Source organism: Limnochorda pilosa, from assembly GCF_001544015.1.
GTDB classification, from domain to species: Bacteria; Bacillota; Limnochordia; order Limnochordales; family Limnochordaceae; genus Limnochorda; species Limnochorda pilosa.
In genome coordinates this window covers 3,431,875-3,454,245 of record NZ_AP014924.1, presented here as the reverse complement: position 1 = coordinate 3,454,245, position 22,371 = coordinate 3,431,875, and the positions used below count along the sequence as shown (strand labels likewise).

27 protein-coding genes are annotated in these 22,371 nt (G+C 68.1%); all 27 read left to right on the top strand.

Annotation, left to right across the window (positions count from 1 at the left end; genetic code table 11):
• Positions 1 to 2 precede the first annotated feature (2 nt).
• Positions 3 to 605 carry a transcription termination/antitermination protein NusG gene (gene nusG / locus LIP_RS15515; protein ID WP_231699317.1) on the top strand — a complete coding sequence of 201 codons (603 nt, stop codon included), beginning with the start codon at positions 3 to 5 and terminating at the stop codon, positions 603 to 605.
• A 19-nt stretch (positions 606 to 624) separates the two neighbouring features.
• Complete coding sequence (gene rplK / locus LIP_RS15510) at positions 625 to 1,050, top strand: 50S ribosomal protein L11 (protein WP_068140422.1); 426 nt, start codon at positions 625 to 627, stop codon at positions 1,048 to 1,050.
• A 4-nt stretch (positions 1,051 to 1,054) separates the two neighbouring features.
• Positions 1,055 to 1,774 (top strand): 50S ribosomal protein L1, encoded by a 720-nt coding sequence (rplA, locus tag LIP_RS15505; protein WP_068140419.1) that lies wholly within the window; start codon positions 1,055 to 1,057, stop codon positions 1,772 to 1,774.
• Between the two features lie 187 nt (positions 1,775 to 1,961).
• Positions 1,962 to 2,483: a 50S ribosomal protein L10 gene (gene rplJ, locus LIP_RS15500; RefSeq protein WP_082726673.1), complete on the top strand. Its 522-nt coding sequence runs from the start codon at positions 1,962 to 1,964 to the stop codon at positions 2,481 to 2,483.
• A gap of 69 nt (positions 2,484 to 2,552) precedes the next feature.
• A complete protein-coding gene (rplL, locus tag LIP_RS15495) occupies positions 2,553 to 2,939 on the top strand; it encodes a 50S ribosomal protein L7/L12 (RefSeq protein ID WP_068140413.1) in 387 nt (128 codons plus the stop codon).
• 373 nt (positions 2,940 to 3,312) lie between these two features.
• On the top strand, positions 3,313 to 7,017 hold the full coding sequence (gene rpoB / locus LIP_RS15490) for a DNA-directed RNA polymerase subunit beta (RefSeq protein WP_068140411.1): 3,705 nt from the start codon (positions 3,313 to 3,315) through the stop codon (positions 7,015 to 7,017).
• Between the two features lie 51 nt (positions 7,018 to 7,068).
• A complete protein-coding gene (gene rpoC, locus LIP_RS15485; RefSeq protein WP_082726432.1) occupies positions 7,069 to 10,833 on the top strand; it encodes a DNA-directed RNA polymerase subunit beta' in 3,765 nt (1,254 codons plus the stop codon).
• A gap of 113 nt (positions 10,834 to 10,946) precedes the next feature.
• Positions 10,947 to 11,270 (top strand): ribosomal L7Ae/L30e/S12e/Gadd45 family protein, encoded by a 324-nt coding sequence (locus LIP_RS20160; protein WP_269433354.1) that lies wholly within the window; start codon positions 10,947 to 10,949, stop codon positions 11,268 to 11,270.
• A 45-nt stretch (positions 11,271 to 11,315) separates the two neighbouring features.
• A complete protein-coding gene (gene rpsL / locus LIP_RS15475) occupies positions 11,316 to 11,729 on the top strand; it encodes a 30S ribosomal protein S12 (protein ID WP_068140408.1) in 414 nt (137 codons plus the stop codon).
• Between the two features lie 33 nt (positions 11,730 to 11,762).
• Positions 11,763 to 12,236 (top strand): 30S ribosomal protein S7, encoded by a 474-nt coding sequence (gene rpsG, locus LIP_RS15470; protein WP_068140405.1) that lies wholly within the window; start codon positions 11,763 to 11,765, stop codon positions 12,234 to 12,236.
• 26 nt (positions 12,237 to 12,262) lie between these two features.
• The gene (gene fusA / locus LIP_RS15465) at positions 12,263 to 14,335 is read left to right on the top strand and encodes an elongation factor G (RefSeq protein ID WP_082726431.1); all 2,073 of its coding nucleotides are present in this window, start codon (positions 12,263 to 12,265) and stop codon (positions 14,333 to 14,335) included.
• A gap of 63 nt (positions 14,336 to 14,398) precedes the next feature.
• Complete coding sequence (gene tuf, locus LIP_RS15460; RefSeq protein WP_068140403.1) at positions 14,399 to 15,601, top strand: elongation factor Tu; 1,203 nt, start codon at positions 14,399 to 14,401, stop codon at positions 15,599 to 15,601.
• Positions 15,602 to 15,667: 66 nt separating this feature from the next.
• Complete coding sequence (gene rpsJ, locus LIP_RS15455; protein ID WP_068140399.1) at positions 15,668 to 15,976, top strand: 30S ribosomal protein S10; 309 nt, start codon at positions 15,668 to 15,670, stop codon at positions 15,974 to 15,976.
• Between the two features lie 39 nt (positions 15,977 to 16,015).
• Positions 16,016 to 16,654: a 50S ribosomal protein L3 gene (gene rplC, locus LIP_RS15450; RefSeq protein WP_068140396.1), complete on the top strand. Its 639-nt coding sequence runs from the start codon at positions 16,016 to 16,018 to the stop codon at positions 16,652 to 16,654.
• A gap of 37 nt (positions 16,655 to 16,691) precedes the next feature.
• Entirely contained in the window at positions 16,692 to 17,357 is a 666-nt protein-coding gene (gene rplD, locus LIP_RS15445) for a 50S ribosomal protein L4 (protein ID WP_068140391.1), read from the top strand.
• Positions 17,317 to 17,601 (top strand): 50S ribosomal protein L23, encoded by a 285-nt coding sequence (gene rplW / locus LIP_RS15440; RefSeq protein ID WP_068140389.1) that lies wholly within the window; start codon positions 17,317 to 17,319, stop codon positions 17,599 to 17,601. The genes rplD and rplW overlap by 41 nt, the downstream gene beginning before the upstream one ends.
• Positions 17,602 to 17,646: 45 nt before the next feature.
• Positions 17,647 to 18,477, top strand: coding sequence for a 50S ribosomal protein L2 (gene rplB / locus LIP_RS15435; protein WP_068140386.1), 831 nt, complete (start codon positions 17,647 to 17,649; stop codon positions 18,475 to 18,477).
• Positions 18,478 to 18,502: 25 nt separating this feature from the next.
• Positions 18,503 to 18,787 (top strand): 30S ribosomal protein S19, encoded by a 285-nt coding sequence (gene rpsS, locus LIP_RS15430; protein WP_068140383.1) that lies wholly within the window; start codon positions 18,503 to 18,505, stop codon positions 18,785 to 18,787.
• Positions 18,788 to 18,816: 29 nt separating this feature from the next.
• On the top strand, positions 18,817 to 19,152 hold the full coding sequence (gene rplV, locus LIP_RS15425; RefSeq protein WP_068140380.1) for a 50S ribosomal protein L22: 336 nt from the start codon (positions 18,817 to 18,819) through the stop codon (positions 19,150 to 19,152).
• Positions 19,153 to 19,164: 12 nt separating this feature from the next.
• Entirely contained in the window at positions 19,165 to 19,839 is a 675-nt protein-coding gene (rpsC, locus tag LIP_RS15420) for a 30S ribosomal protein S3 (RefSeq protein WP_068140377.1), read from the top strand.
• Positions 19,840 to 19,841: 2 nt separating this feature from the next.
• A complete protein-coding gene (rplP, locus tag LIP_RS15415) occupies positions 19,842 to 20,270 on the top strand; it encodes a 50S ribosomal protein L16 (RefSeq protein ID WP_068140375.1) in 429 nt (142 codons plus the stop codon).
• Entirely contained in the window at positions 20,267 to 20,488 is a 222-nt protein-coding gene (rpmC, locus tag LIP_RS15410; protein ID WP_068140372.1) for a 50S ribosomal protein L29, read from the top strand. The genes rplP and rpmC overlap by 4 nt, the downstream gene beginning before the upstream one ends.
• A 23-nt stretch (positions 20,489 to 20,511) precedes the next feature.
• Complete coding sequence (rpsQ, locus tag LIP_RS15405; RefSeq protein WP_082726672.1) at positions 20,512 to 20,775, top strand: 30S ribosomal protein S17; 264 nt, start codon at positions 20,512 to 20,514, stop codon at positions 20,773 to 20,775.
• Between the two features lie 44 nt (positions 20,776 to 20,819).
• On the top strand, positions 20,820 to 21,188 hold the full coding sequence (rplN, locus tag LIP_RS15400) for a 50S ribosomal protein L14 (protein WP_068140369.1): 369 nt from the start codon (positions 20,820 to 20,822) through the stop codon (positions 21,186 to 21,188).
• 36 nt (positions 21,189 to 21,224) lie between these two features.
• Positions 21,225 to 21,560, top strand: a complete 336-nt coding sequence (gene rplX / locus LIP_RS15395) for a 50S ribosomal protein L24 (RefSeq protein WP_068140366.1) — start codon at positions 21,225 to 21,227, stop codon at positions 21,558 to 21,560.
• Between the two features lie 26 nt (positions 21,561 to 21,586).
• Positions 21,587 to 22,135 (top strand): 50S ribosomal protein L5, encoded by a 549-nt coding sequence (rplE, locus tag LIP_RS15390; protein WP_068140363.1) that lies wholly within the window; start codon positions 21,587 to 21,589, stop codon positions 22,133 to 22,135.
• Between the two features lie 36 nt (positions 22,136 to 22,171).
• Positions 22,172 to 22,357, top strand: a complete 186-nt coding sequence (locus LIP_RS15385) for a type Z 30S ribosomal protein S14 (protein WP_068140359.1) — start codon at positions 22,172 to 22,174, stop codon at positions 22,355 to 22,357.
• Positions 22,358 to 22,371 lie beyond the last annotated feature (14 nt).

The window sequence follows — 22,371 nt, the reverse complement described above, 5'->3', positions numbered from 1 at the left end:
TCTTGATGCCGGAACCGCAGTACGACGCGCCGGAGGTGAACGGGACCGGCGGTGAGACCCAGCCCGAGCAACCCGATGATGGCCGGGCGTGGTACGTGGTCCACACCTACTCCGGGTACGAAAACAAGGTGAGGGCGAACCTCGAGCACCGGGTCGAATCGATGGGGATGCAGGACAAGATCTTCCGGATCCTGGTCCCCACCGAGGAAGAGATCGACTTCCGCGACGGCAAGAAGAAGATCATCACGCGGAAGGTCTTTCCCGGGTACGTGCTGGTCGAGATGATCATGAGCGACGACTCCTGGTACGTGGTACGAAACACGCCGGGGGTGACGGGGTTCGTCGGGAGCGGCAATCGACCCATCCCCCTCCAGGAGACGGAGGTGCGCGCCATCCTCCACGGCATGGAGGAGGAGGAAGCTCGGCCGCGGGTCGCCTTCGAAGTGGGCGATCCGGTACGGGTGGTGGCGGGCCCCTTCGTGAACTTCACCGGAACCATCGACGAAGTCAACCTGGAGCGGGGCAAGCTGCGGGTCGTGGTTTCCATGTTCGGGCGGGAGACGCCGGTGGAGCTGGAGTTCAACCAGGTGGAAAAGATTCTCTGAGCGCAAGGGTGAGGGCTCGGTGGCCAAGAAGATCATCGCGATGACCAAGATCCAGATCCCGGCGGGGAAGGCGACCCCCGCGCCTCCGGTGGGGACGGCCTTGGGACCCCACGGGATCAACATCATGGAGTTCTGCAAGGCGTTCAACGCCCGGACGGCGGCCCAAGCGGGGACCATCATCCCGGTGGAGATCACCATCTATGCGGACCGGTCCTTCAGCTTCGTCACCAAGACGCCGCCCGCCGCCATTCTCCTCAAGCAGGCCGCGGGCCTCGAGAAGGGCTCAGGGGTTCCCAACCGGGAGAAGGTGGGCACCGTGACCCAGGCGCAGATCCGCCAGATCGCCGAGCAGAAGATGCCGGACCTGAACGCCAACGACATCGATGCGGCCATGCGCATCATCGCAGGTACCGCCCGCAGCATGGGCCTCGTGGTGGAGGGGTAGTCCAATGGCACGTCACGGGAAGCGCTATCTGCAACTGGTGGAGCAGTACGATCCCCTCAAGACCTACGCGCCGGAAGAGGCCATCGGGCTCGTGAAGCGCTTCGGGTCCGCCCGCTTCGACGAGACGGTGGAGGTCGCGCTGAAGCTGGGCGTCGACCCCCGGCACGCGGACCAGCAGGTGCGAGGCACCGTCGTGCTTCCCCACGGCACGGGCCGCACCGTTCGCGTGGCGGTCTTCGCCCGGGGCGCGAAAGCCGATGAGGCCCGTGCCGCGGGCGCGGACGTGGTGGGTCTCGAGGACCTGGCCGAAAGGATTCAGGGCGGGCAGATCGATTTCGACGTGGCCGTGGCCACCCCCGACGTGATGGGCGTCGTCGGGCGCCTCGGCCGGATTCTGGGCCCGCGCGGCCTCATGCCCAACCCCAAGTCCGGGACGGTCAGCAACGACGTGGACCGGGCGGTGCGGGAGATCAAGGCCGGCAAGGTGGAGTTCCGGGTGAACAAAGAGGGTGGCATGCACGTGCCCATCGGGAAGGCCTCCTTCTCGGAAGAGCAGCTCCAGGAGAACTTCCGGGCGCTCATCGATGCCGTGGTGCGGGCGAAGCCCCAGGCGGCCAAGGGCCAGTACCTCCGCAAGGTGGCCCTTTCCACCACCATGAGCCCGGGCATCCGGCTCCAACCTCAGGACGTGCTCGGTTTCACCCAGGCTCGGGCGGCTTCCTGAGGCGCTGCCCGAACGGACAACCCAAACCGATGTGCCGCAGACAGCCGGTGCCCTCGTGGGCTCAAAGGGTTCCCCGACGACCCACCGGCCGAGGCAGGGGTGAGGTAGGTTTTCAACGCGCCTGGCGCGTCCCCCGCGCCGCCGGCTGCCTGGGCCGGCGGTTTTCGCGTCAAGGAGGGATGTGAAGGTGCCAAGACCCGAGAAGGTGGCCCAGGTGGTCGACCTCACCGATCGGATGCGCCGGTCGCAGGCCGTCTTGGCCGCGGACTACCGGGGCCTGAGCGTGAAGGCGATGGGCCAGCTGCGAAGCCAGATGCGCCAGGCAGGGGTGGACGTGAAGGTGGTCAAGAACACCCTTGCCCGGCGAGCTTCGGACGAGGCCCAGGTGCCGGAACTCAAGGCGTTTCTGGACGGTCCCACCGTCCTGGCCTTCGCCTACGCGGACCCGGTGGCGCCCGCGAAGGTGCTGGACTCGTTCGCGCGCCAGCACCAGGAGCTGCAGGTCAAGGGCGGAGTCTTGAACGGCGCGCGCGTCGATGCCGCGGGTGTCACGCGCCTCGCGACGCTGCCGGGCCGGGAGGAGCTGCTTGCGCAGGTGCTGCGCGCGCTCCAGGGACCCATGAGCGGTCTGGTGTACGTGCTCAGTGGGGTGCCTCGCAAGCTGGTTTACGCGCTGGATGCCCTCCGCCGCGAGCGGGAGGCAGGGTGAGACCTGCCCGCCGCGGCGAGGCAGTGGCAGAGGACAGGTACGAGGTAGACGTGAGAGGAGGCCGCAAGCATGGCGGTTACTAAGGAAGAGATCCTCGAGGCCATTGGCGGCATGTCGGTCTTGGAGCTCGCCGAGCTGGTCAAGGCGCTGGAGGAGAAGTTCGGTGTGAGCGCGGCGGCGCCCGTGGCGGTGGCCGCCGGTCCGGCCGCGGCTGCAGGCGCCGCGGAAGCGGCGGAAGAGGAGAAGACCGAGTTCGACGTGGTCCTCACCGGCGCCGGCGAGAAGAAGATCCAGGTGATCAAGGTGGTCCGCGAGATCACGGGCCTGGGGCTGAAGGAAGCCAAGGACCTGGTGGATTCGGCCCCCAAGCCCGTCAAGGAGGCCATCTCCAAGGACCAGGCCGAGGAGATCAAGAAGAAGCTGGAAGAGGTTGGAGCCAGCGTCGAGGTGAAGTAACGGTGCACGGCAGGGGGCGGGTGCCGGGCGTGAGGAAGAGCATCCGCCTGGGATCCGCTCCCTGACGGCGCCCCTCCTGGCTCACGAGGGCGAAGGAAGCTTGACAAGCCGCCTCACCGTGTGGTAGAGTGCATAGGTGTCGGTACGTGCGGGCACGGGCCACCCGGTGACGGTTTTCTCACTCCATGCATATTCCCACACACGGGGTCGGACCCTACTCCATGGCCCAGAGTCCCGTATCTCCTCTTGTCCGGTAAGGGGGCAGGTCGCCGTGCCACGTGATGACCTTCGACCCTTGCCGCCGTTATCCTTCTCGCACCGAGTTGTTCTTCCTTCCTTGCTGCGCCCAGACTTGAAAACGAGGTGAGCGCGATTGGCGGTGGAGATCAAGGCACCCAGGCGGGAGCGGGTGAGCTTCGGCAAGATCCACGAGGTCCTGGACATGCCGAACCTCATCGAGGTTCAGCGCAAGTCCTACGAGTGGTTCCTCAAGGAGGGGCTTCTGGAGACCTTCCGGGACATCTCGCCGATCCAGGACTTCACCGGCAACCTGGTCCTCGAATTCGTCGACTACAATCTGGGAGAGCCCAAGTACACGGTCGAGGAGTGCAAGCACCGGGACGCCACCTACAACGCGCCACTGAAGGTGAAGGTGCGCCTGATCAACAAGGAGACCGGCGAGGTCAAGGAGCAGGAGGTCTTCATGGGCGACTTCCCGCTCATGACCGAGAACGGCACCTTCATCATCAACGGGGCCGAGCGGGTGATCGTGAGCCAGCTGGTCCGCTCGCCCGGCGTCTACTTCAACCGGGACACCGACAACAACGGCCGTCCCATCTTCACCAGCAGCGTGATCCCCAACCGGGGCGCCTGGCTCGAGTTCGAGACGGATGCGGTCCAGGCCATCTACGTCAAAGTCGACCGCACCCGCAAGATCCCCGCGACCGTGCTGCTGCGCGCCATGGGCCTGGAGACCGACGCCCAGATCCTCGAGACCTTCCGGGAGGCGGAGCCGATCCGGGCCACCCTGGACCGGGACAACACCGGCTCCCAGATCGAGGCGCTGGTGGAGATCTACAAGAGGCTGCGCCCAGGCGAGCCCCCCACCGAGGAGAACGCGCGCACACTCTTCCAGACCCTCTTCAGCGATCCGAAGCGCTACGACCTGGCGGGTGTGGGCCGGTACAAGGTGAACAAGAAGCTGCGCCTGCTTCCGCGCATTCTGAACCGGACCCTGGCCACGGCCGTGGTGGACCCCGGGACGGGCGAGGTGCTGGCCGAGGCAGGCGTCAAGATCATCCGGAAGCTTGCGGAGCAGGTGGAGGAGCGGGCCGTTCCCTATGTAGAGATCGAGGACGAGGACGGCAACGTCATCCGGGTCCTGGGCAACGGCCACCCCGACGCCGATGAGAAGGTCCTCACCCAGGGAGATCTGGTGGCTGCCGTGGGCTACCTGGTCAACCTGATGCAGGGCGTGGGCCAGACCGACGACATCGACCACCTGGGCAACCGGCGGCTCAAGTCGGTGGGCGAGCTCCTGCAGAACCAGTTCCGGATCGGCCTTTCCCGCATGGAGCGGGTGGTGCGGGAGCGCATGACCATCCAGGACGTGGACATCATCACGCCCCAGGCGCTCATCAACATCCGGCCGGTGGTGGCGGCCATCAAGGAGTTCTTCGGCTCCTCCCAGCTCTCCCAGTTCATGGACCAGACCAACCCCCTGGCCGAGCTGACCCACAAGCGGCGGCTCTCGGCCCTGGGGCCGGGCGGTCTCTCCCGAGAGCGGGCGGGATTCGAGGTGCGGGACGTGCACCACTCCCACTACGGCCGCATGTGCCCCATCGAGACGCCTGAAGGGCCGAACATAGGCCTCATCGGGTCGCTCTCCAGCTACGCCCGCATCAACGACTTCGGGTTCATCGAGACGCCGTACCGCCGGGTGGAGGAGGGTCGGGTCACCGAGGAGATCGTCTACCTGACGGCCGACGAGGAGGACAACTTCATCGTCGCCCAGGCCAACGAGCCCGTGGGCGAAGACAGCACCCTGGTCAACCAGCGGGTGTCGGCCCGCTGGAAGGACCAGATCCTCATCGTGCCGCGCGAGCAGGTGGACTTCATGGACGTCTCGCCCAAGCAGATGGTGAGCGTGGCCGCGGCGCTGATCCCCTTCCTGGAGAACGACGACGCCTCCCGGGCGCTCATGGGCGCCAACATGCAGCGCCAGGCGGTTCCCCTTCTCAAAGCCGAGGCGCCGCTGGTGGGCACGGGCATGGAGTACAAGGCCGCCGTCGACTCGGGCGTGGTGGTGACCGCGTTCCGACCGGGGACCGTCGTCCGGGTGAGCGCGAACGAGGTCGTCGTCCGCTCCGACCACGGCGACGAGGACCACTACCGGCTCCGGAAGTTCGAGCGGTCCAACCAGGGGACGTGCTTCAACCAGAAGCCGCTGGTGCACCGGGGCGAGCGGGTGGAGGCGGGCGACGTGGTCGCCGACGGCTCCTCCACCGACCAGGGCGAGCTGGCCCTGGGCCGGAACGTGCTGGTGGCCTACATGCCGTGGGAGGGCTACAACTACGAAGACGCCATCCTGGTCAGCGAGAAGCTGGTGAAGGACGACGTCTTCACCTCCATCCACATCGAGGAGTACGAGTGCCAGGCCCGCGACACCAAGCTGGGCGCCGAGGAGATCACCCGCGACATCCCCAACGTGGGCGACGAGGTCCTGAAGAACCTGGACGAGCGGGGGATCATCCGCATCGGCGCCGAGGTCCGCCCGGGCGACATCATGGTGGGCAAGGTGACGCCCAAGGGCGAGACCGAGCTGACCGCCGAGGAGAGGCTGCTGAGGGCGATCTTCGGCGAGAAGGCGCGGGAGGTGCGCGACACCTCGCTGCGGGTTCCCCACGGTGAGGGCGGCGTGGTGGTGGACGTGAAGGTCTTCGACCGGGAGGCCAACGACGAGCTCTCGCCCGGGGTCAACCGGATGGTGCGGGTCTACGTCGCGCAGAAGCGGAAGGTCTCCGAGGGCGACAAGATGGCCGGCCGCCACGGGAACAAGGGGGTCATCGCCCGGATCCTGCCCGAGGAGGACATGCCCTTCCTGCCCGACGGGACGTCCATCGAGGTCGTGCTGAACCCGCTGGGCGTGCCCTCGCGGATGAACATCGGCCAGGTCCTGGAGAACCACCTGGGGTGGGCGGCCCGAGCCATGGGCATCTACGTGGCGACCCCCGTCTTCGACGGGGCCACGGAGATCGAAGTGCTCGAGCAGCTGGAGAAGGCCGGCGTCGACCCTGACGGGAAGGTGTGGCTCCGGGACGGTCGCTCGGGCGAGACCTTCGACCACCCGGTGAGCATCGGCTACACCTACATGTTGAAGCTCGCCCACCTGGTGGACGACAAGATCCACGCCCGGTCGGTGGGTCCCTACTCCCTGGTCACCCAGCAGCCGCTGGGGGGCAAGGCCCAGTTCGGCGGGCAGCGCTTCGGCGAGATGGAGGTCTGGGCCCTGGAGGCCTACGGGGCCGCCTACACCCTGCAGGAGCTCCTCACGGTCAAGTCCGACGACGTGGTGGGGCGGGTCAAGACCTACGAAGCCATCGTCAAGGGCGAGAACGTGCCCGAACCCGGCGCTCCCGAGGCGTTCAAGGTGCTCATCAAGGAGCTCCAGAGCCTGGGCCTGGACGTGAAGGTGCTCACCGAGGACGCCCAGGAGATCGAGATCCGCGAGGAAGAAGAAGACATCTCCGAAATGGCCCGGGAGCTCGGCATCGACATCCAGGGCCGGGAGGACGATCGCGACGAGCCGCGGCGGCCTGCCGCCAGGGCCGTGGAGGTGGCCGAACCCGGAGAGGACGAGGAAGCCGTGGAGGCCGGCGAGGAAGAGGCCGAAGGGGAGCCCGAGGAGGAGGCACTGGACGACGAGGGCGCCTTTCTGGCCGAGGAGGAGCTGGACGACGCGCGGCCGCTGGTCTCGCCCGAGGAGATGGTCGAGCTCTACGGCCCGCGTCGGACGGGGCTGGGCGACGAGGACGAGGAAGAGGACGAGGGCGCCGCGAGCCGGAGGCCCGGCGCATGACCCGGTGTCCTGTCCAGGAAGCCGCAGGGGACGTTCGGAGGGGGAATCCGAGTGCTTGACGTCAACAACTTCGACCGTATCCAGATCGGCCTGGCATCCCCGGAGCAGATGCGGGCTTGGTCGTCGGGCGAGGTGAAGAAGCCGGAGACCATCAACTACCGAACCCTGAAGCCTGAGCGGGAGGGCCTCTTCTGCGAGAAGATCTTCGGGCCCACCAAGGACTGGGAGTGCCACTGCGGCAAGTACAAGAAGGTGCGCTACAAGGGCATCGTCTGCGACCGCTGCGGGGTGGAGGTAACCCGGGCCAAGGTGCGGCGCGAGCGGATGGGCCACATCGAGCTGGCGGCCCCGGTCTCGCACATCTGGTTCTTCAAGGGGATCCCATCCCGGATGGGGTTGATCCTGGACCTCTCCCCCCGCACCCTGGAGAAGGTGCTCTACTTCGCGGCCTACATCGTCGTCCACCCCGGCGACACGCCGCTCACCAAGAAGCAGCTCCTCTCCGAGAACGAGTACCGGGAGTACCGGGAGAAGTACGGAAACGCCTTCGAGGCGGGCATGGGCGCCGAGGCCATCAAGAAGCTCCTGGACGAGATCGACCTCGAGCAGATGACCGAGGAGCTGCGCCGGGAGATCGCCACGACCAGCGGCCAGCGGCGGGTGCGGGCCATCCGCCGGCTGGAGGTGGTGGAGGCGTTCCGCCAGTCGGGCAACCGGCCCGAGTGGATGATCCTGGACGTGGTGCCGGTGATCCCGCCCGAGCTGCGGCCCATGGTGCAGCTCGACGGCGGCCGCTTCGCGACCTCGGACCTGAACGACCTCTACCGGCGGGTGATCAACCGGAACAACCGGCTCAAGAGACTCCTGGAGCTGGGGGCGCCGGACATCATCGTGCGGAACGAGAAGCGGATGCTCCAGGAGGCCGTCGACGCCCTCATCGACAACGGTCGCCGGGGCCGGCCCGTGACGGGACCGGGCAACCGGCCGCTCAAGTCCCTCTCCGACATGCTCAAGGGGAAGCAGGGGCGCTTCCGCCAGAACCTGCTGGGCAAGCGGGTGGACTACTCGGGCCGGTCGGTGATCGTGGTGGGACCGGAGCTGAAGCTCCACCAGTGCGGCCTGCCCAAGGAGATGGCCCTGGAGCTCTTCAAGCCCTTCGTCATGAAGCGGCTGGTGGACATGGGCCTCGCCCACAACATCAAGAGCGCCAAGCGTGCCGTGGAACGGGTGCGCCCCGAGGTGTGGGACGTGCTGGAAGAGGTGATCCGGGAGCACCCGGTGCTCCTGAACCGGGCGCCCACGCTCCATCGCCTGGGGATCCAGGCCTTCGAGCCCGTGTTGGTAGAGGGCCGGGCGATCAAGATCCACCCGCTGGTCTGCTCAGCCTACAACGCCGACTTCGACGGAGACCAGATGGCAGTGCACGTGCCGCTCTCGGCCGAGGCCCAGGCCGAGGCGCGCCTCCTGATGCTCTCGTCGCACAACCTGCTCCTGCCGGCCAGCGGCCGCCCCGTGACCACGCCCACCCAGGACATGGTGATCGGTTGCTACTACCTCACCCTGGATCGGAAGAGCAGCCCCGAGAACCCCCTGAAGGGGGAGGGGAAGGTCTTCGCCCATCCCAACGAGGTGCACCTGGCCTACGATCAGGGCGAGGTGGACCTGCACGCCCACGTCACGGTGCGGATGCCGCAGGCCGACGGCACCTGGGTGCGGCGCGAGACGACGCCGGGCCGTCTCTTCTTCAACGAGGTCCTGCCGCCGGAGATGGGCTTCTACAACCAGGTGATTGACCGGAAGGAGCTCGGCCGCCTGGTGGACCGGCTCTACAGGCGCTTCGGGAACACCCGGACTGCCGAGACCCTGGACCGGATCAAGGCCTTGGGCTTCCACTTCGCCACCCGCTCGGGCACGACGGTGGGCATCAAGGACATCTCGGTGCCGCCCCAGAAGCAGGAGCTCCTCCAGAAGGCGGAGGAACAGGTGGAGAAGATCGAGCAGCAGCACCGCCGGGGCCTCCTCACCAGCGAGGAGCGCTACCAGCAGGTTGTGCGGGTCTGGACCGAGACCAAGGAAGCGGTCACCAAGGCCATGCTCGACAACCTGGACCGCCTCAACCCCGTCTACATGATGGCCACCTCTGGAGCCCGAGGGAACGAGTCCCAGCTCTCCCAGCTCGCGGGCATGCGGGGCCTGGTGGCCGATCCCCGGGGCCGCACCATCGAGATCCCCATCAAGGCCAACTTCCGCGAGGGGCTCACGGTGCTGGAGTACTTCATCTCCACCCACGGCACCCGGAAGGGCCTGGCCGACACGGCGCTCCGCACCGCCGACTCGGGCTACCTCACCCGGAGGCTGGTGGACGTCTCCCAGGACGTCATCGTCCGGGAGGAGGACTGCGGCACCACCCAGGGCATCGAGGTCTGGCGGCCCCAGGAGGGTGAGGAGGCCGAGCCCCTGCCCGAGCGCATCACTGGGCGGGTGACGGCGGAGGCCGTCTTCCACCCGGAGACGGGCGAGCGGATCGCCGACGAGAACCAGCTCATCGACGAGGAGCTGGCCGCCCACATCGAGGAGGCGGGTGTGGAGAAGGTGGTGATCCGGTCGGTCCTCACCTGCCGGTCGCGCCACGGGGTCTGCGTCCGCTGCTACGGGCGGAACCTGGCCACCGGCGAGATGGTGGAGGTGGGCGAGGCCGTGGGGACCATCGCGGCCCAGTCCATCGGCGAGCCGGGCACCCAGCTCACCATGCGCACCTTCCACACCGGCGGCGTGGCCGGCGAGGACATCACCTCGGGCCTCCCGAGGGTGGAGGAGCTCTTCGAGGCCCGCAAGCCCCGAGGCGAGGCGAAGATCACCGAGATCTCCGGGACCGCCCACATCGACGAGTCCCGGGGTGTGCGGAAGGTGATCGTCACCTCGAGCGAGGGGAGCCAGAAGAGCTACACGGTGCCCTTCGGGGCACGCCTCAAGGTACGGGAGGGCCAGCCCGTGGAGGCGGGGGATCCCCTCACCGAGGGCTCGATCAACCCTCACGACATCCTGGCCATCAAGGGCGTGCGGGCGGTCCAACAGTACCTGGTGCGGGAGGTCCAGAACGTCTACCGCTCCCAGGGTGTGGACATCAACGACAAGCACATCGAGATCATCGTGCATCAAATGATGCGGAAGGTGAAGGTGGACGATCCGGGCGACAGCCACCTCCTCCCCGGCGGGCTCTACGACAGCTTCGAGTTCGAGGAAGAGAACCGGCGGGTGGAGGCCGAGGGCGGCCGCCCGGCGGAAGCGAAGCCGACGCTCCTGGGCATCACCAAGGCATCCCTGGCCACCGACAGCTTCCTCTCGGCCGCGTCCTTCCAGGAGACGACCCGGGTGCTCACCGAGGCGGCCATCAAGGGCAAGGTGGACCCGCTGGTGGGCCTCAAGGAGAACGTGCTCATCGGAAAGCTGATCCCGGCGGGAACGGGGCTGCCCGTCTACCGGAAGCTTGCGGTGCGGCCCGCGGACGACGCGGAGCCGGTGGCGCGCGGCGAGAAGGACGAGCGGCTCGGGGACGGAGCGGGCATCGCCGTTCAGGTCCGGTCGGGCGAGGACGACACCGGCCTGATGGCGACCGTCGAAGACGAAGCCGACCTGTCCGGGGACGACCAGGCCGGTGCTGGAGAGGCAGCCCTCGTCGAGGAAGAGGGCGATGGGACGGACGCGGAGGAGGCGGAGCGGGAGGACGGCCCGCAGGAACCCGCCCGGATCGGTGCAGCCTCTCCGGACTTCATGCAAGACGAGACGCTGCACGAGCGTACCGGTTCCACCGACTGAACACCCGGGTGCCGCGGAGCGGGTCCCCTGGATGAAAGGCAAGGCTCTCCGGCGGGGCGGGGCAGAGGTCCCCGCCCCTTCCGGGCGCGTCGGACCGAGCCCGACAAGGAGGGGTGCTGTTGACAGGGGGTAGGGACGGTGCTACAATACCGGAGTGCGCGCAAAGCCAGGATCCACCGGATCTAGCGGCCATTGAACGGTGCTTTCGAGCTGCCCGGCGGAAAACCGTCGGAACGAAGCAGACGCTTAAGGCCATCAAGAACGAGAGCCCCCGGTTGGTGCTGGTCGCGGAGGACGCGGACCCGCAGGTGGTGCGGCCCATCCTCGAGCTCTGCCGGGAACGGCGCCTGGCGGTGGTACGGGTTGCGTCCATGCTGGAGCTGGGGCGCTGTTGCGGTATCGAGGTAGGCGCCGCGACGGCCTCGGTGATCGGCTAGGGGTTTGTGCGCGTGTGGAGCACCGATGCGGGGAGGTGTGAAGCGATGCCGACCATTCACCAGCTTATTCGAAAGGGGCGCCGGAGCGGGGCCGCGAAGGTGGCCGCGCCTGCGCTGCGGTACGTACACAACAGCCGGACGGGCGCCACGGTGGATACCGAGGGCTCGCCCCAGAAGCGCGGCGTTTGCACCCGGGTCTACACGGTGACGCCCAAGAAGCCCAACTCCGCCCTGCGGAAGGTGGCCCGCGTGCGGCTGAGCAACCTGATCGAGGTGACCTCCTACATTCCCGGCGAGGGTCACAACCTTCAGGAGCACTCGGTGGTGCTGGTCCGGGGGGGGCGCGTCAAGGACCTCCCGGGGGTGCGCTACCATATCATCCGAGGCACCCTGGACGCCGCCGGGGTCACCGACCGGCGCCAGGGACGGTCCAAGTACGGGGCCAAGCGGCCGAAGTGAAGGCCGGCCAAGCCTGGGTGAGGAGGGAGTAGCATGCCGCGGCGCGGAGCGGTGCCGCAGCGGGAGATCGCACCCGACCTGGTGCATGGAAGCCCGCTGGTGGCCCGCCTGATCAACAAGATCATGCAGTCGGGGAAGAAGGCGGTGGCCGAGCGGATCGTCTACCGGGCCCTGGAGATCGTGAGGGAGCAGACCGGGCGCGAGCCGCTGGAGGTCCTGGAAGAGGCTCTCAAGAACGTGCAGCCCGTGCTGGAGGTTCGCCCGCGGCGTGTCGGGGGCGCGACCTACCAGGTGCCCCTCGAGGTACGGCCGAGCCGCCGTTTGAGCCTGGGCATGCGGTGGCTGGTCCAGTACGCCCGGCAGCGTGGCGATGCTCGGACCATGGATCAGAAGCTGGCGCGCGAGATCATGGACGCGGCCAGCGGCCAGGGCGGCGCCGTCCGGCGGAGGGAAGAGACGCACCGCATGGCGGAGGCGAACCGGGCGTTCGCGCACTACCGCTGGTAGGCTAGGGCAACGAGGAGGAGCTTTCCTTGGCTCGACCTGCTCCTATTGAGCAGATCCGGAACATAGGGATCATGGCCCACATCGACGCGGGCAAGACCACCACCACCGAGCGGATCCTCTTTTACGCGGGCCGGATCCACAGGATGGGTGAGGTTCACGAGGGTGCCGCCACCATGGACTGGATGGTCCAGGAGCGGGAGCGGGGGATCACCATCACCGCGGCCGCGACCACCTGCCAGTGGCGGGGGTGCACCATCAACATCATTGATACGCCCGGGCACGTGGACTTCACGGTGGAAGTGGAGCGTTCGTTGCGGGTGCTCGATGGAGCCGTCGCCATCTTCGACGCGGTTGCCGGCGTGGAACCCCAGTCCGAGAACGTCTGGCGCCAGGCCGACAAGTACGAGGTGCCCCGCATCGCGTACGTCAACAAGATGGACCGGGTCGGCGCGGACTTCGCTGCCGCCGTGGGGTCCATGCGGGAGCGGCTCGGCGCCAACGCCGTGCCCGTCCAGCTTCCCATCGGCGCCGAGGAGAGGTTCCAGGGTATCGTGGACTTGATCGAGAACAAGGCGATCCACTACCTGGACGACCTGGGCACCCGGAGCGAGGCCACGGAGGTCCCGCCGGAGATGGCCGCAGACGTCGAGCGCGCTCGGCAGGAGATGATCGAGGCCATCGTCGAGAACGACGACGACCTGACCGCCCGCTACTTGGAAGGCGAGGAGATCCCTCCCGCCGACCTCCGGCGGGCCCTGAGGGCGGCCTGCCTGAGCGGGCGGGTGGTCCCCGTACTCTGCGGATCTTCCTTCAAGAACAAGGGCGTTCAGCTCCTGCTGGACGCGATCACCTACTTCCTGCCCTCGCCGGCCGACCTGCCGCCCGTGAAGGGTCATCGCCCGAACACCGACGAGCTGGAGGAGCGGCCCCTCAGCGACGAGGCGCCCCTGACCGCCCTGGCCTTCAAGATCGCCGCCGACCCCTACGTCGGGAAGCTGGCCTACGTGCGTGTCTACGGGGGGGTCCTGAAGGCCGGCAGCTACGTGTACAACAGCACCAAGGACCGGAAGGAGCGGATCGGCCGGGTCCTGCGCATGCACGCCAACCACCGCGAGGAGCTCGCGGAGGCCTACGCGGGGGATATCGTGGGCTGCGTCGGCCTCAAGGACGTGAGCACCGGCGACACCTTGTGCGACCCGGACCGTCCCATCGTCCTGGAACGGCTCGTCTTCCCGGAGCCGGTGATCGACCAGGCCATCGAACCCAAGACCAGGGCAGACCAGGACAAGCTGGGGATCGCTCTGCAGCGCCTGGCCGAAGAGGACCCGACCTTCCACGTCCAGACCGACGAGGAGACCGGGCAGACCCTCATTCGCGGCATGGGCGAGCTGCACCTGGAGATCATCGTCGACCGGCTCCTGCGGGAGTTCAACGTGAACGCCAACATCGGCCGGCCCCAGGTGGCCTATCGTGAGACGATCCGGAAGGCGGTCAAGCAGGAAGGGAAGTTCGTCCGCCAGACCGGCGGGCACGGCCAGTACGGCCACGTGGTGCTGGAGATCGAACCCACCGCTCCGGGCGAGGGGTTCGCGTTCGAGAGCAAGATCGTGGGAGGCGTGGTCCCCAGGGAGTATGTCCCGGCGGTGGAGGCCGGCGTGCGGGAGGCCATGACCTCCGGCGTGCTCGCCGGGTATCCGGTGGTGGACGTGCGTGTCGCGCTGGTGGACGGATCCTACCACGAGGTCGACTCCTCCGAGCAGGCGTTCAGGATAGCCGCTTCCATGGGCTTCCGCGAAGGGCTCAAGAAGGCGTCGCCCATGCTCCTCGAACCTCTGATGCGGGTCGAGGTGGTGACACCCGAGGAGTTCCTCGGCGACGTCATGGGAGACCTCAACGCTCGCCGAGGTCGCATCGAGGGGATGGCGCCCAGAGGGAACGCGCAGGTGGTCCGGGCGGTGGTTCCGCTGGCGGAGATGTTCGGCTACGCCACCGACCTCCGTTCGATGACCCAGGGGCGGGCCACGTACAGCATGCAGTTCGACCACTACGCCCAGGTGCCTGAGAGCCTGGAGCGGACCATCGTGGAGCAGAAGGCCTGACGGCAAGTACCATCAGGGTGAGTCCGCCGGCCTGGAGGCCGGGGTGCAAGGAGGTCGCAGGGGATGGCGAAGCAGAAGTTCGAGCGGACGAAGCCGCACGTGAACGTGGGGACGATCGGGCACGTGGACCACGGGAAGACGACGCTGACGTCGGCGATCACGCTGTACCTGGCGCAGCAGGGGAAGGCGCAGGCGAAGAGGTTCGAGGAGATCGACAACGCTCCTGAGGAGAGGGAGCGGGGGATCACGATCAACACGGCGCACGTGGAGTACGAGACGGACGCGAGGCACTATGCGCACGTGGACTGCCCGGGGCATGCGGACTACGTGAAGAACATGATCACGGGAGCGGCGCAGATGGACGGGGCGATCCTGGTGGTGAGCGCCGCGGACGGTCCGATGCCGCAGACGCGGGAGCACATCCTGCTGGCGAGGCAGGTAGGGGTGCCGGCGATCGTGGTCTTCCTGAACAAGGCGGACATGGTGGACGACCCGGAGCTGATGGAGCTGGTGGAGGTCGAGGTGCGGGACCTGCTGAACGAGTACGAGTTTCCGGGGGATGAGATCCCGGTGGTGGCGGGTTCGGCGCTGAAGGCGCTGGAGGAGCTGCAGGCGGGGCAGCCGGGGGAATGGTGCCAGAAGCTGCAGCAGTTGCTGGATGCGGTGGACAGCTACGTTCCGACGCCGGAGCGGGATGTGAACAAGCCGTTCCTGATGCCCGTGGAGGATGTGTTCACGATCACGGGGCGGGGGACGGTGGCGACGGGCCGGGTGGACCGAGGGACGATCAAGGTGGGGGACGAGGTCGAGATCGTCGGGTTGGAGGAGAAGGCGCGCAAGACGGTGGCGACGGGCGTGGAGATGTTCCGGAAGCTGCTGGACCGAGCGGAGGCGGGGGACAACATCGGGGTGCTGCTGCGAGGGGTCGACCGGGACGAGGTGGAGCGGGGGCAGGTGCTGGCGAAGCCGGGGTCGATCACGCCGCACACGAAGTTCGAAGCCGAGGTGTACGTGCTGTCGAAGGAGGAAGGCGGGAGGCACACGCCGTTCTTCCAGGGGTACCGGCCGCAGTTCTACTTCCGGACGACGGACGTGACGGGGGTGATCGAGCTGCCGGAGGGGACGGAGATGGTGATGCCCGGGGACAACGTGAGGCTGAAGGCGGAGCTGATCACGCCCATCGCCATGGAGGAAGGGCTGCGCTTCGCCATCCGCGAGGGCGGCCGCACCGTCGGCGCCGGTGTCGTCACCAAGATCCTGGGCTGAGGCCGTGGCCCCGCCCGCTGAGGCGGGGCCGGGCGCGCCGGGGTCGAGCCCCGGGGAGGTGGAACCATGGCCAAGCAACGCATCCGTATCCGCCTGAAGGCCTTCGACCACAAGCTGCTCGACGGTTCGGCCGAGCAGATCGTGGAGACGGCTCGGCGGACGGGCGCCCTGGTGTCGGGCCCGATCCCGATGCCCACCGAGCGTACGGTCTTCACGGTGTTGCGCTCGCCGCACGTGCACAAGGATTCGCGGGAGCAGTTCGAGATGCGCACGCACAAGCGCCTGATCGACATCCTGGAGCCCACGTCCAAGACCGTCGACGCGCTCATGCGGCTCGACCTTCCCGCAGGGGTCGACATCGAGATCAAGGTCTGACACCCGGGCGGTCGAGCTTCAGAGGAAGGAGGGCGCGAGATGTCGCGGGGCATTTTGGGCCGGAAGCTGGGCATGACGCAGATCTTCGACGAGTCGGGCCGGGCCGTGGCAGTGACCGTGATCGAGGCGGGCCCCTGCCGGGTGGTCGCCAAGCGCACCCCGGAGCAGAACCGGTATCGCGCCGTACAGCTTGGCTTCGAGGAGGCGCGCCCCAACCGGGTGACCCGGGCGGAAGCCGGGCACGCGAAGAAGGCCGGCGTTCCCACGCCACGGGTGCTGCGGGAGATCCGCACCGTGGAGGGCCGGGGGATCGACGGCCTCCAGGTGGGCGAGACCGTGCGCGCGGACGTCTTCCAGGTGGGCGACCGGGTGGACGTGACCGGCATCAGCAAAGGCAAGGGGTTCGCGGGCACGGTGAAGCGCTGGAACTTCAACCGGGGCCCCATGAGCCACGGTTCCATGTACCACCGGAGGGTCGGCTCCCTGAACGCCACGGACCCGCAGCGAGTCTTCAAGGGCCGGAAGATGCCAGGCCGGATGGGCGGCAAGCGGCGTACGGTGCAGTCGCTTCAGGTGGTGCAGGTCGATCCCGAACGGAACCTGCTGCTGGTGCAGGGGGCGGTTCCGGGGCCCCGCCGGGGCCTGCTGATCATCCGGGAATCGGTGCGCACGCGCTGAGCGTGCAGCGGGGCCCAGGCACCTAGGGGGATGGACGATGCCGAAGGTCGACGTTTACGACGTGAACGGCCAGGTGGTGGGTGAGGAGGAGCTGACGGAGGAGATCTTCGGCGCGCCCGTGAACCACGCCCTCCTCCACCAGGCGATTCGGGTCTACCTGGCCAATCGCCGGGCCGGTACCGCGTCCACCCGCACCCGCGGCGAGGTGCGGGGTGGTGGCCGCAAGCCGTGGCGTCAGAAGGGCACGGGGCGCGCGCGGCACGGAAGCATTCGCTCGCCCATCTGGCGGGGGGGCGGCGTGGTCTTCGGGCCCAAGCCCCGGAGCCACCGGCTGTTGATGCCGAAGAAGGCGCGCCGCCAGGCGCTGCGCAGCGCGCTCTCCGCGAAGCTGCGGGATGGCGAGCTGACCGTCCTCGACCGGCTGGAGCTGCCTGAGCTGAAGACGAAGGCGGTGGCGCAGGTGCTCGAGCGCCTCGCCGGCGGGCGCAAGCCGCTCCTGGTGATTCCCGAGCCCGATGCCGGCGTCCGCCGCGCGGCCCGGAACCTGCCGGGTGTGCGGACGGTGGTGGCCTCGTGCCTCAACACCTACGAGGTGCTGGACAGCTCGCGGGTCCTCCTCACCCGGGACGCGGTGAGGAAGGTGGAGGAGGTGCTCAGACCCCATGCATCCGTACGACGTGATCAGGCGGCCGGTGGTGACTGAACGGACCACGGCCGGCATGGAGGGTAACAAGTACACGTTCGAGGTCGACCTCCGGGCCACCAAGACCCAGGTGAAGTTGGCGGTGGAGCAGATCTTCAAGGTGCGGGTGGTGAAGGTGAACACCACCCGCGTGCCGGGAAAGGTTCGCCGGCGGGGCCGCACGGAGGGCCGCACTCCGGACTGGAAGAAGGCGGTCGTCACCCTTGCGGAGGGCGACCGGATCTCGATCGTCGAGGGCCTGTAGGCCCCAGGGCCGGGCGGTCTGGCCCGTGTGAGGAGGGGTGCCGGGATGCCGGTCAAGAAGTTCAAGCCGACCACCCCCGGACGGCGGCAGATGATGGGGTCGACCTTCAGCGAGGTAACGCGCACCCGCCCGGAGCGCTCGCTGGTGCAGGGGAAGCCGGCCACGGGCGGGAGGAACGCTGCAGGCCGCGTCACGCTCCGGTTCCGGGGCGGGGGGCACAAGCGGCGCTACCGGGTGATCGACTTCAAGCGCGACAAGGATGGGGTTCCCGCCAAGGTCGCGAGCATCGAGTACGACCCGTTCCGCTCGGCGCGGATTGCGCTCTTGCACTACGCGGATGGGGAGAAGCGGTACATCCTGGCGCCCGTGGGGCTCGAGGTGGGTCAGAAGGTGGAGTCGGGCCCTGACGCGGACATCCGGGTGGGGAACGCGCTGCCGCTGCGGCGGATCCCCATGGGCACCGTGGTGCACAACGTGGAGCTCCACATCGGCAAGGGCGGCCAGATGGCGCGGGCGGCGGGCACCAGCGCCCAGCTGGTGGCGAAGGAGGAGCCCTACGCCACCCTTCGCCTGCCGTCAGGCGAGATGCGGATGGTCCACCTCGACTGCAGGGCCACCATCGGCCAGGTGGGCAACGTGGAGCACGAGAACGAGGTACTGGGCAAGGCCGGGCGCAAGCGCTGGCTGGGCAAGCGCCCGCACCAGCGGGGTGTGGTGATGAATCCGGTGGACCACCCCCACGGCGGCGGCGAGGGCAAGGCGCCTGTGGGCATGCCCGGGCCGGTGACGCCCTGGGGGAAGCCCACCCTGGGTGCCAAGACCCGGAAGCGGCACAAGCCGTCGAACCGGCTGATCGTGCGGCGCCGGAAGCGCTAGGAGCATGAGAGGGGGGGGAGCCTGAATGAGCCGGTCGCTGAAGAAGGGACCGTACGCTCACCCGAGCCTCCTGAGGAAAGTGGAGCGGATGAACGAGACGGGGAAGAAGCAGGTCATCAAGACCTGGTCGCGGGCCTCGACCATCTTCCCCGAGATGGTGGGCCACACCTTTGCCGTTCACGACGGGCGACGGCACGTGCCGGTGTACGTCACCGAAGAGATGGTGGGCCACAAGCTGGGCGAGTTTGCGCCGACCCGGACCTTTCGGGGGCACGGAGCTCACACCGAGCGTTCGACGGCGCTGAAGTAAGGGCGTCCCGCGACGAGGAGGGATCAAGCGTGGAAGCACGTGCCGTGGCGCGGTATCAGCGCATTTCGCCCCGCAAGGCGCGCCTGGCCGCCGACCTCATTCGGGGACGTTCGGTGCGGGAGGCGGAGGCGATCCTGCGCTTCACGCCCAAGAAGGCGGCCGAGCTCTTCTCGGCGGTGTTGCGCTCCGCGGTCTCGAACGCTGAGAACAACCTGAGCCTGGACCGCGGGGAGCTCGTGGTTAGTCAGGCCTACGTCGACGAGGGCCCCACCCTGAAGCGGATCATGCCGAGGGCGCGGGGCATGGCCAACCGGATTCGGAAGCGGACGAGCCACATCACGGTGGTGGTCTCGGACAAGCGGTGAGGGGGTTTTGCCGTGGGTCAGAAGGTGCACCCGTACGGCCTGCGCCTGGGGATCATCAAGGAATGGGAGAGCAAGTGGTACGCGGGCAAGCGGGCCTACGCGGCCACACTCCATGAGGATCTGGCCGTCCGCAGGGAGATCAAGGAACGCTTCTTCCGGGCGGGGGTCTCGCGGGTCGACATCGAGCGGGCGGCCAACCGGGTGAAGATCACCATCCGCACGGCCCGACCGGGCATGGTGATCGGCAAGGGCGGTACCGAGGTCGACCGGCTCCGGAAGGATCTGGAGGAGCGGACGGGCAAGCAGATCCAGATCAACATCATCGAGATCAAGATCCCGGAGCTGGACGCGCAGCTTGTGGCCGAGAACGTCGCCTTCCAGCTGGAGCGGCGGATCGCCTTTCGCCGGGCCATCCGGCAGGCCCAGCAGCGCACGCTGCGCATGGGGGCGCTGGGGATCAAGGTGATGGTTTCCGGCCGTCTGGGTGGCGCCGAGATCGCCCGGACCGAGTGGAACGCGCAGGGCTCCATCCCGCTCCACACCCTCCGGGCCGACGTCGACTACGGCTTTTCGGAGGCACGGACGACCTACGGCCGCATCGGCGTCAAGGTGTGGATCTACAAGGGCGAGGTCCTGCCCGAGCGGGCAGCCCGCCAGGAGGCCCAGGCGGTCGAAGGGGGCGAGTAGCGATGTTGATGCCCAAGCGGGTGAAGCACCGGAAGGTGCAGCGGGGCCGCATGAAGGGTGTGGCGAGGCGCGGCAACGCCGTGACCATGGGCGATTTCGGCCTCCAGGCGTTGGAGCCTGCCTGGATCACCAACACCCAAATCGAGGCCGCCCGTATCGCGATCACCCGCCACATGCGGCGGGGCGGAAAGGTCTGGATCAAGATCTTTCCCGACAAGCCGGTGACCAAGAAGCCGGCCGAGGTCCGCATGGGCAGCGGCAAGGGGAACCCGGAGTTCTGGGTGGCCGTGGTGCGACCCGGGCGGGTGCTCTTTGAGGTGGCGGGGGTGGCGGAGGACGTGGCCCGGGAGGCCCTCCGCCTGGCATCGCACAAGCTCCCCATCAGGACCCAGGTGGTCACCCGGGCGGGGCTGGGTGGTGAGGCGCTGTGAAGGCTGAGGAGCTTCGGGACCTGACGGGCGAGGAGCTCTCGCGCAAGGTGGCGGACCTGAAGGAGGAGCTGTTCAATCTCCGCTTTCAGATGGCCACCGGACAGCTCGACAACCCCATGCGGCTACGGGCCGTGCGGCGGGACATCGCACGCGTCCGCACGGTGATGCGGGAGCGGGAGCTGGCCGAGGAGAAGAGCGCGCAGGCGAAGCGGTCGTGAAGGGCGAGGAGGGGGTGACCCCGGTGGCAGACGAGGCGAGGGCGCGACGCAAGGTCCAGGAGGGCCTGGTCGTCTCCAGCAAGATGGACAAGACGGTTGTGGTGGCCGTGGAACGACTGGAACGGCACCCGCTCTACCAGAAGCGGATGCGGATCACCAGCCGGTTCAAGGCCCACGACGAGAACAACGCCTGCCGTGAGGGCGATCGCGTGCGGATCATGGAGACCCGTCCCCTGAGCAAGGAGAAGCGCTGGCGGGTGGTCGAGATCCTCGAGCGGGCGCGATAGGGCCGCAGCTTGGGGCCCGCGCGGGCCCGGGAGGTTGGGAAGGCATGGTGCAGCAGGAGACGGTGCTGAACGTGGCGGACAACTCGGGCGCCAAGAAGCTCCTTTGCATTCGCGTCCTGGGGGGTTCCGGCCGGCGGTACGCGGGCGTCGGAGACGTGATCGTGGCCTCCATCAAAGAGGCGGTCCCGGGCGGCCTGGTCAAGAAAGGGGACGTGGTGAAGGCAGTGGTGGTGCGCACCCGCGATCCCATCCATCGCCCCGACGGCTCGTACGTCCGGTTCGACGAGAACGCCGCGGTGATCATCGACAACCAGCGGATGCCCCGGGGCACGCGCATCTTCGGGCCCGTGGCGCGCGAGCTGCGGGACCGGGAATTCATGCGGATCGTCTCCCTGGCACCCGAGGTGCTCTGAGGGCGGATCGCGGCGGGGACCAGGGAGGTGGAGCGCATGGCCGGCAAGGCGGAGGTTCGGAAGGTGCACGTTCGCAAAGGTGACCTGGTCGAGGTGCGCAAGGGAGAGGACCGGGGGAAGCGGGGCAAGGTGCTGGAGGTCCTTCCCCGGAAGGGCCGGGTGGTGGTGGAAGGCGTCCGCGTCGTCAAGCGGCATAGCCGCCCCAGCCGGACGAACCCCCAGGGCGGGGTCGTGGAGAGCCCGGCCCCGCTGACGGCGGCCAACGTCATGCTGGTCTGCCCGAGTTGCAACCAGCCCACCCGCTTCGGCACGGACCGGTCGGGCGAAGATGTGGTGCGGGTTTGCAAGAACTGCGGGAAGACCATCGACTAGCGCGGCGAGCGGGGAGGTCTTGGGGCATGTCCCGGTTGCGGGAGCTGTACAAGGAGCAGGTGGCGCCGGCGCTCATGGAGCGCTTCGGATACAAGAGCGTGATGCAGGTGCCGCGCCTCGACAAGGTCGTGCTGAACATGGGGGTGGGCGAGGCCGTCCAGGACTCGAAGGCCCTCGAGGGAGCCGTGCGCGACCTGACCGTGATCTCGGGGCAGAAGCCGGCCGTGACCCGGGCGAAGCGGTCGATCTCCAACTTCAAGATCCGGGCGGGGATGCCCATCGGATGCAAGGTGACCCTGCGTGGTGAGCGCATGTACGACTTCGTCGACAAGCTGATCCACGCGGCCCTGCCCCGCATCCGTGACTTCAACGGGCTCTCCCCGGACGGGTTCGACGGGCGGGGCAATTACTCGCTGGGCCTGAGCGAGCAGTTGATCTTCCCCGAGATCCGCTACGACGACATCGACCGGGTGCGCGGTCTCGACATCACCGTGGTGACCACGGCCCAATCGGACGAGGAGGCCCTGGAGCTGCTGCGGCAGCTGGGCTTCCCGATGCGAAGCCGGGCGGCCTAGCGGCGGCGGGTCGGCGAGGGCGAAGGAGGTTGGAAGGTGGCCAGAAAGGCGCTCATTCTGAGAGCCAAGAAGGAAGCGAAGCACGCCACCCGGCAGGTGCACCGGTGCCGGCGGTGTGGGCGGCCCCGCGGGTACATGCGGCGCTTTGACCTGTGCCGTATCTGCTTCCGGGAGCTGGCGCACAAGGGTCAGATTCCGGGCGTGGTCAAGGCGAGCTGGTAGCCCCGAAGGGTGGT

Excerpts from the sequence above, each read along its gene's own strand:
- rpsG (WP_068140405.1), top strand. The coding sequence starts at position 11,763 with ATGCCGCGGCGCGGAGCGGTGCCGCAGCGGGAGATCGCACCCGACCTG.
- rpsL (WP_068140408.1), top strand. The coding sequence starts at position 11,316 with ATGCCGACCATTCACCAGCTTATTCGAAAGGGGCGCCGGAGCGGGGCC.
- rpsS (WP_068140383.1), top strand. The coding sequence starts at position 18,503 with ATGAGCCGGTCGCTGAAGAAGGGACCGTACGCTCACCCGAGCCTCCTG.
- rplB (WP_068140386.1), top strand. The coding sequence starts at position 17,647 with ATGCCGGTCAAGAAGTTCAAGCCGACCACCCCCGGACGGCGGCAGATG.
- rpsJ (WP_068140399.1), top strand. The coding sequence starts at position 15,668 with ATGGCCAAGCAACGCATCCGTATCCGCCTGAAGGCCTTCGACCACAAG.
- rplX (WP_068140366.1), top strand. The coding sequence starts at position 21,225 with ATGGCCGGCAAGGCGGAGGTTCGGAAGGTGCACGTTCGCAAAGGTGAC.
- tuf (WP_068140403.1), top strand. The coding sequence starts at position 14,399 with ATGGCGAAGCAGAAGTTCGAGCGGACGAAGCCGCACGTGAACGTGGGG.
- rplW (WP_068140389.1), top strand. The coding sequence starts at position 17,317 with ATGCATCCGTACGACGTGATCAGGCGGCCGGTGGTGACTGAACGGACC.
- rplD (WP_068140391.1), top strand. The coding sequence starts at position 16,692 with ATGCCGAAGGTCGACGTTTACGACGTGAACGGCCAGGTGGTGGGTGAG.
- rplN (WP_068140369.1), top strand. The coding sequence starts at position 20,820 with ATGGTGCAGCAGGAGACGGTGCTGAACGTGGCGGACAACTCGGGCGCC.
- rplC (WP_068140396.1), top strand. The coding sequence starts at position 16,016 with ATGTCGCGGGGCATTTTGGGCCGGAAGCTGGGCATGACGCAGATCTTC.
- rplL (WP_068140413.1), top strand. The coding sequence starts at position 2,553 with ATGGCGGTTACTAAGGAAGAGATCCTCGAGGCCATTGGCGGCATGTCG.
- rplE (WP_068140363.1), top strand. The coding sequence starts at position 21,587 with ATGTCCCGGTTGCGGGAGCTGTACAAGGAGCAGGTGGCGCCGGCGCTC.
- rplP (WP_068140375.1), top strand. The coding sequence starts at position 19,842 with ATGTTGATGCCCAAGCGGGTGAAGCACCGGAAGGTGCAGCGGGGCCGC.
- rplA (WP_068140419.1), top strand. The coding sequence starts at position 1,055 with ATGGCACGTCACGGGAAGCGCTATCTGCAACTGGTGGAGCAGTACGAT.